This window comes from Ruegeria sp. YTSA064, from assembly GCF_059610325.1.
Genome location: NZ_JBXWNK010000005.1, coordinates 323,428 through 336,813, shown reverse-complemented (window position 1 = coordinate 336,813; position 13,386 = coordinate 323,428). Strand labels below are relative to the sequence as shown.

Genomic DNA, 13,386 nt, shown 5'->3' with positions numbered 1-13,386 from the left:
CCCGTTCGTCTATCGGTTAGGACGCCAGGTTTTCAACCTGGAAAGAGGGGTTCGATTCCCCTACGGGCTACCATTTCGTTTGTTTGGTCTAAATGGCCCGTTCGTCTATCGGTTAGGACGCCAGGTTTTCAACCTGGAAAGAGGGGTTCGATTCCCCTACGGGCTACCATTTCCACACACTTTCAATGCTTTAGGAAGCCGGATCCGGACAGCCAGCGCGCACTAACGCTATTCGCGCCAACCGACATCGTCCAATGTCGTCAGCCCAGTCTGCGCCATTGCAATGCTCAATTCGTCGCTGAGAACACCCCAAAGCTGTTCCAGACCCGGCTCTCCGGCAGCGGCGATGGCATATTGCAGTATTCGTCCAACAAAGACAAAATCCGCTCCGACTGTCAGAGCCTTGAGGATATCTTCGCCTGATCTGATGCCGCTATCATAGAAAATCGGGAAGTCCGGCCCAAGCGCAGCACGGATTTCTGGCAGCTTTTCGATGGGTGCAGGTGCAGAGTCCAGCTGCCTTGCGCCATGGCTGGAGACCTGAATTGCATCCACCCCTGCCGACACAAGTGTTCGGGCATCCTCGACATCCAATACGCCTTTTATCACCAGTATTCCCGGCCAGGCATCGCGTAACCGGCTCAGCGTGTCCCAATCGGCACGCGCGCGGCTTTCAGTTCGGTCAAAATCGAAACCTTCCGCATCGAAATTCGCCATCACAGGGCGGCCCTTGAACAAGGTGGTCAACGACCACCGAGGGTGCAGAGCAAAGTCGAGGAACTGGCGCGGTCCGATACGAAACGGCATCTTGAACCCATGGCGCAGTTCGCGTGGACGCCGACCAACCTCGGGCACATCAACGGTCAGAACCAGAACGTCATAGCCTGCGAATTTCGCCCGCTCGACCAACTTAAACGTGCCAGAGCCGTCGCCGCTGAAATAAAGCTGAAACCAGGCATTACCTTCGGCTTCGGCAATGATCTCTTCCATTGAGGTAGACGCAACTGTGGATACGACATGAGGCACACGGTTGTGTGCTGCCAAACGCGCCAGCATCAGATCAGCGCCAGGAGCTGAAAGGTTGCACATTCCCATCGGGGCAATCCCAAAAGGCCGGCCTGATTGTTGGTCTAAAATCTGCGCCGACAGCGATCGCTGGCTCACATCCTTCAAGATACGCGGACGCAGAGTAATGGCATCCAAGGCAGCACGGTTTCGTGCCGCCCCGGATTCCTGTCCGGCAGCGCCGTCGATATAGTCAAACACCATCCAAGGCAGCCTGCGACGCGCCAGGCGTCGCGCGTCCTCGGCCGAATGAATGGTGCTGGCGGCCATCAGGCCTGAACGGCCTTCATAAAGCGGTCACGAATGACCACCGGGTCCATTGTAATCGGTGGCATCTTGGCATTGCCGCTTTCGCACTTGCTGACAATGATGGTCATCTGCTTCGCATCCAGGGCCTCTTGTAGGACACGACCTGTTTCTTCGGCCGCGCATTCAATAACACGTTCACATCCCGCGGCTTCGGCCATCTTTGTAAGCGAGGTTTTTTGACCCGCATAAGTCGGCTGGTCCCCCGTCGACCCGTAGGAACCGTTGTCCACAATCAACAGGATGTAGTTGTCCGCCACATTATTCGCGATGGTTGGCAAAGTACCCAGATTGGTCAGGATCGAGCCATCACCATCAATCACGATCACCGGTTTGGGTTGAGACAACGCTAATCCCAACCCAATTGAAGAGGCCAACCCCATTGTCCCCAGCATATAAAAGTTGGACGGTTGGTCGTCGATGGCGTGCAGTTCCTGACTGGGAATGCCGATGTTGCAGACAACCAGTTGATCACGCAGGATCGGAGCGATTTCCTTGAGAATTTCAGAACGGATCATTGGTCGCCATAGCCTCCCCAGAAATTGGCATCGGTCAGGATCGCGACCGGCTTATTGCACATGAACGTATATTTCAGGATCGCGTCCAGTTCTTCGACATCGGACTGATGGTGGAAATGATAGGTAGGTATGTTGAGCTGAGCCAAAAGGGCTTTGGTATGAACGGCCATTTCGACTTGACAGGCAATCGGTTCACGCAGCTCTCCGCGATATGAAATCAGCATAGGCAGTGGCATCCGATAATACTGAATCAAAGTCGCCAGCGTGTTGATGGTTACACCGATGGCCGTGTTTTGCATGATAATCGCCGGGCGTTTTCCACCCATCCATGCCCCGGCACACAGGCCCATGCCCTCGTCTTCTTTGTTCGACGGGATATGAAAAATCCCATCTCGCGCATCGATATGTTCGATCACGCCTGCAAGTTGCTTGCATGGAACGGTGGTCACAAACGAGATATCGTTCGCAACCAGGTCGTCTGTTATCTTTTTGTCTATGTCCATATCCGGAGTATCTGTCCTGTTTAGGGCGCATTGCGCGATTTGGCGTGTCAGTTTGAAAGCTAGGATGTGCGACAGACATGAACCGCACAAGGTGCGTGTCGGATCACACGCGCAGCGGTGCTGCCAAGGAAAAAGTCGCTGAGGCCCGGTTTGTGCGAGCCAACAACGATACAATCCACATCATGTTTTTCAGCAAATTCAAGAATGGCGCGATAGGAACGTCCCTTGACCATTTCGGTTGTCACATCACCATGGCCGGCCGTTTTCTCTGCCAACCTCTGCTGGGCTTTATCCCACGCGCTGCGCACGGCCTCCTCATCGAGATACGCGCTGACAGAACTATGTGGCGCCTCATAGACATGCAGCGCGGTGATCTGTCCGCCCGGATTGCATAAGGTTTTGGCGGCGGTGAGGGTTGTGCCGGAAACGCCGTGATCCAGCGCCATGGGGACCAGAACTCTGTCGTACATTTGTGCTCTCCTTATTCTTGGGCAGGTGTCTTATGCCCAGGGATCGAGGATTATCTTGGGCGCAGCCACCGAACCAGAACGCAGGTCCTGAAAGGCAGTAGCACCGTCAGACAAAGGGCGCATCTCGGGCCAATCCAGCGGACCGAGGCAACCATCGAAGATCGCGCGTGCGGTATCTCGGAAATCCTGTGCAGTGTAGGTATAGGTGCCGATGAACGTGATTTCCTGCAGAGTCATGCGGCGGATATCTAAGCCTCCGACATCCTCGCCTAGCCCAACATGTGCAATCACCCCCCCCGGCAATGCAACAGCAGATGCCGTTGCGCGCGTAGCTGCAATTCCGACCGCATCTACAACCAGTGGCACAGTGCCGTGAAACACATCGATGGTTTGCTGGCCGCAACGCTCGGACAGATAAGCCCGACGCTCGGCATTGGGTTCCTGAACAATCACGTCAGTCACACCCATTGCGCGCAAGGCAAGAGCCGCCGCAAGTCCGATGGCCCCTCCACCGATGACCAGAGCGCGACGGTCCATTCCCGGACGCAACGCTTGCAGTGCAAGACGCACAGCATGCCAACTGACTGCCAATGGTTCCGTCAACGCAGCCTTTTCCAAGGGCACGTCATCCGGTACCGGAACCAAATTGCGATCCGGGATGGCCACAAATTGAGCAAACGCGCCTTCGCGCGGGGGCATCGAGATGATCTGGCGGTTGGGACAGAGGTTTTCCCGACCTGACGCGCAAGCAGAGCAAGAACCACAGTTGACCAGAGGATTTATGGTCACACGTTGGCCATCGCGGGGCCCACCGGTAACAACACCGGCCGCTTCATGTCCCAGGATAAGGGGCGCAGGGCGGCGCGCGTCATGCCCCAGATAGGCATGCATGTCGGATCCGCAGATGCCAGAGGCTTGGATGCGGATCAGATGCTCTCCTACCTGAGCGACCGGCATGGGCACATCGTGGAAACCGAGCGTTTCATTACCTTCGTAAACCAGGGCTTTCATTTCGCCGTAAACCCCCCGTCAACCATCAGGATTTGACCCGTGACATAGGCAGATGCCTCAGAACACAGAAACAGCAGCGGCCCGTCGATGTCTTCAAGCCGACCATTGCGGCCAATGCAGGTTTGCGCCGCATTGCCCGCTGCACGATGCTCGTCGCTGAACACAGCTTGTGTGAGCTCGGTTGGAAAGAACCCCGGCCCAATCGCGTTTGCGGAGATCCCGAAGCCAGACCAAGCCTCTGCCATCGCACGGGTCAGCTGACCGACCCCACCCTTGCTTGCCCCATAGGCGATGCCACCGGGGAAAGCGCGGAAGGATTGCAGCGAGGCGAAGTTAACAATTCGTCCCCAACCTCGCTGCCTCATTGCTGGCACCATTGCCTGACTCAGAAAAAACGGAGCAGATAAGTTCAGCGCCAGAGTTCTATCCCATTCGGCAACCGTGACCTCATCTGCTGGCTGCCGGGTGTTTATCCCGGCGGCATGTACCAGAATATCCGGGGCGCCGAAGGGTCGCGAAATCTCTGCGACCAATGCCTCTGTCTGACTTTGGTTTGCCACATCCGACTGCACATAGGCAGCGTCCGCACCAATTTCCGCACAGAGGCTCTGCAAAGCTTCTGCCCTGCGTGCCACGGCCACAACCCGCGCCCCCGCCGCCGCAAGCGTAATGGCCGCCTGTCTTCCCAGCCCTGAACTGGCACCGGTGACGCAAACGGTTCGTCCGGTTAGGTCAAACAATGCGCGTGGGTCAGCCATTCGCGGTCAGGTCAAAGGTTTCATCCGGGAAATACTTCGCCAATCTAACGTCAGCAGCACGCGCATGGCCCTCCATGCCCTCAAGTCGCGCAATTCGGGCGGTGGCTTCAGCGACCGGCTTCGAGCCGTCCCGTGTGGATCGCTGCCATGTCACGATCTTCATGTATTTATGAACCGACAAGCCGCCAGTGTAGCTTGCCGCTCGTGAAGTCGGAAGCACGTGGTTGGTGCCCGCCGCTTTGTCACCGTAGGAAACCGTAGTTTCCTCACCCAGAAATAACGAACCGTAGCAAGTCAGCCGATCCAGCCACCAGTCCAGATCATCAGCCTGAACCGTCAAATGCTCGGGCGCATATTCGTCGGAACAGGCTGCCATTTCCTCGCGATCCGCACACAGAATGACCTCGGCATAATCGCGCCAGGCTGCGGCTGCATTCTCACGATTCACCTCTGGCAAGTCCTTGATATAGGCTGGCACCAATCGCATGACCTCTTCCGCTAATGAACGGTTGTCGGTCACCAGCCAGACCGGAGAGTTGTAACCGTGTTCGGCCTGACTCACCAAGTCGGTGGCCACAATATGTGCGTCCGCCGTGGAATCGGCGAGGATCAGGCTGTCGGTCGGTCCGGCGATCATATCGATACCGACGCGACCAAACAGTATCCGTTTGGCTTCGGCAACAAACTGGTTGCCAGGGCCAACAAGAATATTTGCCTTTGGCAGCCCGAATAGGCCAAAGGTCATTGCCGCAACCCCCTGAACGCCCCCCATCGCCATGATTTTATCTGCACCGCAAATGTGCGCCGCATAGATGATAGCAGGCGCAACCCCTACCCCAGGGTGCGGTGGTGAGCAGGCCGTAATGTGCTTGCAACCCGCCACCTTGGCCGTTGTCACGGTCATGATGGCGCTGGCGATATGACTATAACGGCCGCCCGGCACATAGCAGCCGGCAGCATCCACCGGGATCGCCTTTTGACCCGTAATAAAACCCGGTGATATTTCGATCTGCACATCATGCACTGTGCTTTTCTGCAGCTCGGCGAACCGGCGCACATTATTGTGCGAAAAGCGGATATCAGCCTTGAGCTTTTCCGGCACAAGCGCGCAAGCCGCCTCGATCTCTTCCGGGGTCAAAAGTACATTGCCCTCGTAATTGTCGAACTTTGCGGCATATTCCAGTGCTTTGGCGTCACCCCCACTCTCGATATCGTTCAGGATGTCCTGCACGATTTTGTGGGTCTCAGACGCGTCTGATTTTGGGGTCAGATCTGCCTTTTTCAGATATTCGCGAGTCATTACCGGGTAGTCCTATTTATAGATATCGGGAAGCAGCGTGGTCGAGATCGGTGGGAAATATGCAATCAACAGCACCACAATCAACATTGTCAGCACAAAGGGTATGGCGCGGGCAGCAATCTTGAGTATGGACTCGCCCGTGATGCCCGAGACAACAAAGAGGTTCAATCCCAACGGAGGTGTGATGAATCCCACACCCAGCGCGGTGATCATCATGATGCAGAACTGAATCTCATTCATTCCGATATTGTCGGCCAGTGGCTTCAGGATTGGTGCCAGGATCACAATATTGGGCGTTGTTTCCATGACGCAGCCTGCGGCGATCAGAATACAGATCATCAGCAGGATCAACAACATCGGATCATCAGTCAAACCAGTCACCGCCGTCACGAACCCCTGAGGGACTCCCATGATTGCCAGCGCTTCGGCCAGCGGGGCCGAGAACGCGATGATTGGCAGGATTACCCCGTTCACTTTGGCAGAACTGACCAGCATCGCAGGAAAGTCGGATAGCTTCAGAGTTCCCAAAATGAAGCCCATCACGATGGTGACGACAACCGCGGTCGCACCGGCCTCTGTCGGGGTCAGGCGGCCAGAGAAAATTCCGTAGAAGATAATCCCGGGCACGATGAAGGCGTACCAACCGGATTTTAGCGAATGACCAAGGTTACCGAGCCATTCGCTCAGTCCCATATTGCCCCCGGTTTCATAGGTATAGATCCGGTTCATGATAATATTGGTAATCAGGATCGAAACCAAAATCGCTAGGCCGGGGATTAACGCCGCAAGAAATAGGGTCGAGGCTGAAATGCCCAACACGAGGCCGATGATGATGTAGGCGATCGAAGGTGGAATCAGGATGCCGGTACAGGCGCCCGCAGCCACCAGCGCACAGGCATAAGGTCGCGGGTAACCGCTTTCGACGAGGCGTGCGATGGTCATCCGCCCCACCGCAGCAGCGCCCGCCGCATCAGAGCCCGAAATCGCGGCAAACATCCCGCAAACCAGCACCGTGGCTGACCCGAAACCTCCGCGCGTCCAACAGGTCAGCGCTTCGGCGACATCAAGGAATTTCTTACTAAGCCCAGTCCTTACAAGAACATCCCCGGTCAGGATGAAAAGGGGGACAGCTGTTAAGGCAAAGGCGTCTATTCCGGTGAACAGGCTTTCACCAACCGCGCTCAGCGGCAGATCCCCTGACATGACCAACATGACAATCGCGGCGGTGCCGATCGCCGCCCATACCGGTACGGCCAATGCGATCAGGCCAACGAACAGAATGACGGGCAGATAAAAATCCCAGCCGAGCTCGACCGTTTGATTGAGGGAATTCCAAAGCATTCGAGTTCTCCTCAGTCAAACAGTTTGTCACCTTCGAAGACGGGTGTGCCGTCTCGAAGAGATTTGAAGTCGCGCATCAAGGATTGAATGAGGCGCCAAATCATCAGCGCAAACCCGGTGGGAACTGCCATCAGAAACCAAACCTTGGACACCCGCAGCCCATCCGTGACCGATCCAAACTTGGCGGAGACATGGACGGCTTCATAGGACCAGTAGAGTGCAATGACAGCCACACCCAGCATCACCAGATCGCCGAATATATACAGAACCGCCTTTGGACGCTGCCCCATATAGTGCATGAGTACGTCGATACGGATATGAGCACGTTCCTTGACCGCTGCCGCCGCGCCGATCCAGGCGAGATAGATGAAAGAATAGCGAACGATTTCCTCGCCCCAGATCGAGGAAAACGAAAATACCTCGCGCCGCAGCACCTCGATCGCCATGGTAACGACAAGCATCACGTAGAACACCAGTAGCAACCAGCGTTCGGCGTCGCGGTTGATCTTTTGCAATAAGCTCATTTCCAGCCCCGATCCCTGGCAGCGCTCAATTTTGCCGGTCCAAAGGGACCGCTACCATCTGGTTGAATGGGAAAAAGCGGGCGAAGGGCGTTTGCCCCTCGCCCTACTAAATTACGCGTCGTGGACGTAGTATTTGCCCTGCGTACCAGCCGCTTCGACCAGTTTCTCGAAATTATCCATCGAGCCTGCCAGTTCCGTCTTGAACGGATCCCATTCCGAACGCTGATATCCGCCGGCATCCTGCCACTCGGCCAATTGGTCATCGGACAGTGAATGGAATTGCACTCCTGCCTTGTTCAATTCCGCCATTGCAAAGGCTCTGGCCGAAGGAACCTTGGACAGATTCTGATGGCTGGTCATCTCAGACCCCCACATGATGCCTTCCTGCACATCGGCTGGCATTGAATTGAACCACTCAAGATTACAGGAATAGACCTGACTGTCAGGCACCGCCTGCGTGAAGGTGACATTGCTGAGGATATCTTTGAAACCAAAGACATACAGCGCACCAACCGATGGGTCGAGCGCATCCGCCACACCCTGCTTGATCGCCGACGGTGTCTCACCCCAGGCTACGGGTGTCGGGTTTGCACCAACCATCCGATAGTATTGCTGCAGCATTTTTGATCCCGGCACGCGGAATTTGACACCGCTCATATCAGACGGTGTCATGATCGCATTCCCGCCCTGCCGCACAGCGACAACACGCGGATCGATGACAACGTAGAACAGGGCCTTGAACCCAGCAGCTTCGACCTTGGGGTGAACTTCTTTGGTCCATGTGTCCGAATGTACCAGGTTTGTGAACCGCTGGTTCGAGCCGCAGAGATACGGCATGTTGATCAGGTCAACGGTTGATGCAAAGGGTGCAAAGTTTGACAGCGAATGCTGGGCCGCCTGAATTGTTCCACCCTGAACCTTCTGGACCAGTGCGCCACCTGCACCCAACTGGCCACCTGGGGCAAGCTTGACATATACCTTGCCGTTGGTGGCGTTCTGGATGTTCTCTTTCAGATCCAATTGCATAATTGGATAGCTGCGCGAAGCGCCCAAAACATAAGCTGTGGCGACAGTCATTACGTGATCGGCCGCTTTTTCGCGTTCTTTTTCTTCTTTGGCGGTCTGCGCCGCCGCCTCTGATGACCACAATACGCCACCCGCACCAGCCACAAGCGCCGCTGTGAACGAGCCGGTTGAGGCCAGTTTCAGAAAATTCCGGCGCTCAGCAGATTTGAGGCCATCCTTGCCATTCGTCATTGTCTTCCTCCCATGAAATCCGTCAGCTGCCGTTTTTGTTTTTATGGTCAGCCTCCTGCTTGAGAATGGCCACCACGAACAAAATCGAGGCGGCAAACAAAACCAGCATTTCCCCGACATCCCCCAGAAACGCACCACCGCCAAAGGCGCCCAAGGCCACATTGGCAAAGAACACGATAAACACAGCGGCAGCAGCCCAGAGGAACATCACGGAATCCCAGTTCGTTATCTCAAATACACTTGTAAGCGCTTACATTGATAATGCAAGCGCTTACATGAATAGATGGCAAATGGGCTTTTTTGTGATAAGACGGGCGTCAGATCAGATGCAGGCACAGTATGGGAAAAACCCGTTCAGCTCCGACACTTAACGACGTCGCAAAGGCGGCGGGCGTATCGACCGCCACAGTCTCGCGATGCCTGAACTCACCGGAAAGAGTGGTCGAATCCACGCGCAAGCGTGTGATGCAAGCAGTCGAATCGCTGGGCTATACGCCGAATTTCGCGGCCCGCGTGATGGCAGCGAATCGCAGCTTTACGATCGGCGCGATAATCCCGACTATGGACAACGCGATCTTCGCCCGCGGGCTGCAGGAATTTCAGGACCAGCTTCGCGAAAGCGGATATACGCTTTTGGTCTCCAGCTCTGCCTATGATCCCGAAGTCGAGCGAGAACAAATTCGCACTCTTGTCGCGCGCGGTGCAGACGGGTTGCTGCTGATTGGATATGCACGAGATGCAGAGATCTACAATTATCTCGAACAGCACCAAATTCCGTCATTGGTTGCCTGGTCTTACGATCCAAGGGTGCAACGCCCTTCGGTCGGTTTCAGCAACACCGCAGCAATGGGAGAACTGGCCCGGAAGGTGATTTTGACCGGTCACCGACAGATCGCAATGATTTCGGGGAAAACGAAAGGCAATGACCGGGCTCAAAGTCGGGTTGAGGGTGTCAGACTTGCCATGACGGAAAACAGCCTCGACCCTGACACCTTAACGCTGATCGAAACCACATACGAAATTGAAAAGGGTGCCGAGGCCCTTCGTAAACTCATGAACCTGAGCCCTAGGCCGACGGTGGTGATTTGCGGCAACGACGTCCTTGCCGCCGGGGCCCTGCGCGAAGCACGTAACCTTGGCATTCAGGTTCCAGAGCAGCTTTCGATAACTGGATTTGATGACATTGAGTTGGCCGAAATTGTAAGCCCGTCCCTGACGACAGTTCACGTCCCTCATCGCGAAATGGGGCGCAAGGCTGCGCAGGAACTTGTAGAAATGGTTGAAGGTAGGTCAGAAGGCCGATCAGTCTGTATAGATACTAGGATGGTCGTTCGTCACTCGTTGGCTGGGCCACCTGATTTGCCCTAGAGATCGTGCCAAAGCGCGTCCGGTATATTCAAGACCATGGGATGACCGTTGAGCGCCCTGATCTTCGATTGAGCTGCAGCCCAACGCTACCGGGTCACAGGTGCGAAAGACAGCGACATCAATTCGCCAGAATCAAATCGATAAGGGGCTTCCAATGTGACAACATCTGCCGGATTGATGTCTTTCGGTGCTTTTCGACCTGCAGCCCAAACACGGAGCGCCGGAGCAGATACGCTCATGCGGCGTTCGCCGTGAATTGATCGATCCGGGGCCAGATAGGCCATGTTGCCAGCCAGCCAGTTATGGGCAACGATCACGATCTCAGGCGGGGTCTGGTCCAGTATCTGAGGGGTAAGCGCAGCAAACGGAGCCGCACGCTTTGCGTTTCCGGCAAGATTATGATGCAGCATGGCCACGACGATCAGCACAGCTAGCCCGCCCGAGATCTGGCAGAAGCGCCGGGTTCCAGCTCGACCAATCTTGGGTAGAAGCCACAGCATAATGGCTGGACCTGCAAATATCAGGATGGGTTGCAGCCAGCGATCCTTAATATTGGTACTGCCACTGATGATCACGATCAACGCCATCAGGACCAAAGCCCAAAACACCGTCCGCAGCATAAAACGCAATAGGTCATCTGCGACACCAGGCGCCCCTTGCCGCCGGTAGATCAACCAGAGAATGCTCATAATCAGGGATAGCAGCGCCACAAAACCCAGTGCCGCCATCGACAGCTCGGCTGCGCCGCGCAAGACCGCCGAATAGGTGCGTCCATCGCTAGACATGTCGAGTTTGCGTGCGCTGTCAAAGGCAAGGGCCGAATGGTTCAGAATCCACACCATCGGAGCAGCAATCAGAGCCGCAGCGATACCGGCCGACAACAACAACCTCACCGATAAGAATGGTTTACGCGTCTCTCGCGTACTGAGCGCCGCCAGAAACATAGCCAGGAGCGCAATAGCGTAATTGTACTTGGACAGCCCACCCGCCGCCATCACCACGCCTAGCAGGACATAGCCTTTGGTCGTGGGATTGCGGATCAAGCCCCAGATCACCGCGAAACTCAGCGCAGAACAGAGATTGGCGAGAACCGTGTGCGTCAGCGCGCGCTGCGCTTCCCAACTGAATTGATAAAGCATCAACAAAGACAGCACCGACACCCCCGCGGCTACAGGAATTTGTCGGGTCCGAATAGTCATATAAAGAGTGACGACAGTCGCCAACAGTAACCCGTTCTTCAGCAGCGACAGCCCAAGTATGCTTGGGCCGGTGATCTGGAAAACGGCCCATTGCAACCATGCATACAGTGGTAGTTGGGGGCCGTAACCCCATTGAAGTTCGCGGGCATCCAGCAAAATCTCGGCCTCGTCCAGACCAAGCGCACCACCCGTTGCGAGCCGGACGACAACGTGCAGCAAGAAGTAACCGCAAAATAACCAAAGCCAAAATCTGTCAGTTCCAGCCAACTGCTGAATCCGCCCAGGATTGGTGGATAGCTGGTAAGGATCCGTCTGGGATTGGCTCATGATACGCCCCGATTCCACCGGTGCGTCCCTATCCTGTCGGACTACCGGATTGCTTCCTCGCCGAAGCTAGACCCGATGCAGTCAGACATGTCCAGTTTTTTCACATTCTCGTGTCGAATGCGGCTTGACGACCGCCCATGATGGGCAGTCAGGCTGTGCGCTGCGTTTCAGACTGGTTCAGACCGTCAAGCCAATCAGTCAGGCAACCGAGGTCCGGTTCGAGCGCTTCGGCCATCCCGCCCGCGAACTCCTGAAACCGTTCTATATTCAGTTTGTTGAGCCCTACCAGGACCGGTATCCCACGTCCCAACGCATCTGCTATGAGAGGGCGAAAGCCGCGCCCGTCGGCCTCATGCTTGCCGAACTTGTTGATAATCAGCAACTGCGGAGCGTTATCCAGAGATTGCGTCACCAATCCAACAGCGCGTTCCAACTCGGCCGGGTCCAGACGACACCCACGCGCATTCTTACCAAGCGATTGCGAGATGCGAATGGTTTCTCCGGTCGGCAACACCTTAAGGTCCATATCGCATTTGTAACCTTCGGCGCATTCGGTGTTGGTTTGCACCACACCCGACAACGCTGTGCCTGCATCGGTCAGCGCCTCGGCAAAAGCGCTGAGCAGGCGATCGGTGGCACCGCGATCGGTGGTTGTGACATAGGCGAGATGCATTGTGAGACCTCAAGACTTCGAATGGTGACAGATCAGATAGCACGGGCCGGGCAGTTCGACCACTCCCGCGTGTCAGGGCATCGGCGAGAGCCCGATCACAGCTTCGTGCAGATGGAAGATAACTGCGTAGGCAGCGAAAGCGGCAAGCCAGACCCAAAAGCGTGGCCATGGACGAGGCACACGCAAGGAGATACGCGCGGTATTTCGAGACAGGCGACGCCAATCCGACCCCATGTAACGGGCTGTGCGGCGGTCGATCAGAACCATTCCCATCGCAGCGAAGCCCGCGAATAATCCGAACAGGATGACATGTGACAGACTGCCATTTGCCAGCAGGTGGGCAACGGCCCAAAGCATCAGCGCCACTAAGATCGGATGGCGCGTAGTGCGCAGGATGCCGGGGGATTCTGGATCAAAGGAACGATGCCCTAATCCTCCAAAAGAAAATGGGTTCTGGATCGAGAGGCCCGCAATGGCCAGCCAACAGACTATCGGCATAACGAGCATTGGCACCCAGCGGAAAATGGTGAGCGGCGGAATGACTTCAACATAAGGTGCATTGGCGGCAGCAACGATTAGCCAGCCTAACACCACAAGCGAGATCAGGGAGTAGGCAGCGAAGTACCCCGTGCGCCCTAGTGTGCCAATCAGCCAGCCGCGCACCGCTGGCCGCGCCGGGATCATGTGGCTGAGCAGAAAGGTGGCAAGTGCTGCGAGGAAAAAGCCCCAACCGGTCATTTTTATCTCCGAACATGTTGCACCCGGA

General features: G+C 55.9%; 15 protein-coding genes and 1 tRNA gene. 2 read left to right on the top strand and 14 right to left on the bottom strand.

The window, feature by feature from the left end; translation table 11 throughout:
• The first annotated feature begins 94 nt into the window (after window positions 1–94).
• Window positions 95–169: transfer RNA gene (locus AC2FI7_RS10205), tRNA-Glu, on the top strand.
• 59 nt (window positions 170–228) lie between these two features.
• Here the strand turns inward: AC2FI7_RS10205 and AC2FI7_RS10200 are convergent.
• The 11 genes from AC2FI7_RS10200 to AC2FI7_RS10150 form a co-directional block, all read right to left on the bottom strand.
• The gene (locus AC2FI7_RS10200) at window positions 229–1,335 is read right to left on the bottom strand and encodes an alpha-hydroxy acid oxidase (RefSeq protein ID WP_496815902.1); all 1,107 of its coding nucleotides are present in this window, start codon (window positions 1,333–1,335) and stop codon (window positions 229–231) included.
• Window positions 1,335–1,889, bottom strand: a complete 555-nt coding sequence (gene comE, locus AC2FI7_RS10195) for a sulfopyruvate decarboxylase subunit beta (protein WP_010441978.1) — start codon at window positions 1,887–1,889, stop codon at window positions 1,335–1,337. The genes AC2FI7_RS10200 and comE overlap by 1 nt, the downstream gene beginning before the upstream one ends.
• Window positions 1,886–2,392: a sulfopyruvate decarboxylase subunit alpha gene (gene comD, locus AC2FI7_RS10190; protein ID WP_170472438.1), complete on the bottom strand. Its 507-nt coding sequence runs from the start codon at window positions 2,390–2,392 to the stop codon at window positions 1,886–1,888. Before comD ends, comE begins: the two co-directional genes overlap by 4 nt.
• 59 nt (window positions 2,393–2,451) lie before the next feature.
• Window positions 2,452–2,862 (bottom strand): universal stress protein, encoded by a 411-nt coding sequence (locus AC2FI7_RS10185; RefSeq protein ID WP_010441976.1) that lies wholly within the window; start codon window positions 2,860–2,862, stop codon window positions 2,452–2,454.
• Window positions 2,863–2,892: 30 nt separating this feature from the next.
• The gene (locus AC2FI7_RS10180) at window positions 2,893–3,873 is read right to left on the bottom strand and encodes an alcohol dehydrogenase catalytic domain-containing protein (protein ID WP_010441975.1); all 981 of its coding nucleotides are present in this window, start codon (window positions 3,871–3,873) and stop codon (window positions 2,893–2,895) included.
• A complete protein-coding gene (locus AC2FI7_RS10175; RefSeq protein ID WP_010441974.1) occupies window positions 3,870–4,631 on the bottom strand; it encodes an SDR family NAD(P)-dependent oxidoreductase in 762 nt (253 codons plus the stop codon). The genes AC2FI7_RS10180 and AC2FI7_RS10175 overlap by 4 nt, the downstream gene beginning before the upstream one ends.
• The gene (hisD, locus tag AC2FI7_RS10170; protein WP_496815898.1) at window positions 4,624–5,931 is read right to left on the bottom strand and encodes a histidinol dehydrogenase; all 1,308 of its coding nucleotides are present in this window, start codon (window positions 5,929–5,931) and stop codon (window positions 4,624–4,626) included. The genes AC2FI7_RS10175 and hisD overlap by 8 nt, the downstream gene beginning before the upstream one ends.
• Window positions 5,932–5,943: 12 nt before the next feature.
• Window positions 5,944–7,272: a TRAP transporter large permease gene (locus AC2FI7_RS10165; RefSeq protein ID WP_010441972.1), complete on the bottom strand. Its 1,329-nt coding sequence runs from the start codon at window positions 7,270–7,272 to the stop codon at window positions 5,944–5,946.
• Window positions 7,273–7,283: 11 nt separating this feature from the next.
• Window positions 7,284–7,796 (bottom strand): TRAP transporter small permease, encoded by a 513-nt coding sequence (locus tag AC2FI7_RS10160; RefSeq protein ID WP_010441971.1) that lies wholly within the window; start codon window positions 7,794–7,796, stop codon window positions 7,284–7,286.
• A 111-nt stretch (window positions 7,797–7,907) separates the two neighbouring features.
• Entirely contained in the window at window positions 7,908–9,053 is a 1,146-nt protein-coding gene (locus tag AC2FI7_RS10155; RefSeq protein WP_010441970.1) for a TRAP transporter substrate-binding protein, read from the bottom strand.
• 22 nt (window positions 9,054–9,075) lie between these two features.
• The gene (locus AC2FI7_RS10150) at window positions 9,076–9,261 is read right to left on the bottom strand and encodes a hypothetical protein (protein WP_010441969.1); all 186 of its coding nucleotides are present in this window, start codon (window positions 9,259–9,261) and stop codon (window positions 9,076–9,078) included.
• 131 nt (window positions 9,262–9,392) lie between these two features.
• Here AC2FI7_RS10150 and AC2FI7_RS10145 point away from each other — a divergent pair, with 131 nt between their 5' ends.
• A complete protein-coding gene (locus tag AC2FI7_RS10145; protein WP_010441968.1) occupies window positions 9,393–10,421 on the top strand; it encodes a LacI family DNA-binding transcriptional regulator in 1,029 nt (342 codons plus the stop codon).
• Window positions 10,422–10,507: 86 nt separating this feature from the next.
• Here AC2FI7_RS10145 and AC2FI7_RS10140 read toward each other — a convergent pair whose 3' ends face one another.
• From AC2FI7_RS10140 to AC2FI7_RS10130, 3 genes are all read right to left on the bottom strand, one after another.
• Entirely contained in the window at window positions 10,508–11,947 is a 1,440-nt protein-coding gene (locus AC2FI7_RS10140; protein WP_319544904.1) for an ArnT family glycosyltransferase, read from the bottom strand.
• Window positions 11,948–12,095: 148 nt separating this feature from the next.
• Window positions 12,096–12,620 (bottom strand): DUF2478 domain-containing protein, encoded by a 525-nt coding sequence (locus AC2FI7_RS10135; protein WP_010441966.1) that lies wholly within the window; start codon window positions 12,618–12,620, stop codon window positions 12,096–12,098.
• Window positions 12,621–12,692: 72 nt separating this feature from the next.
• Window positions 12,693–13,358, bottom strand: a complete 666-nt coding sequence (locus tag AC2FI7_RS10130) for an NnrU family protein (protein WP_010441965.1) — start codon at window positions 13,356–13,358, stop codon at window positions 12,693–12,695.
• Window positions 13,359–13,386: the final 28 nt, after the last annotated feature.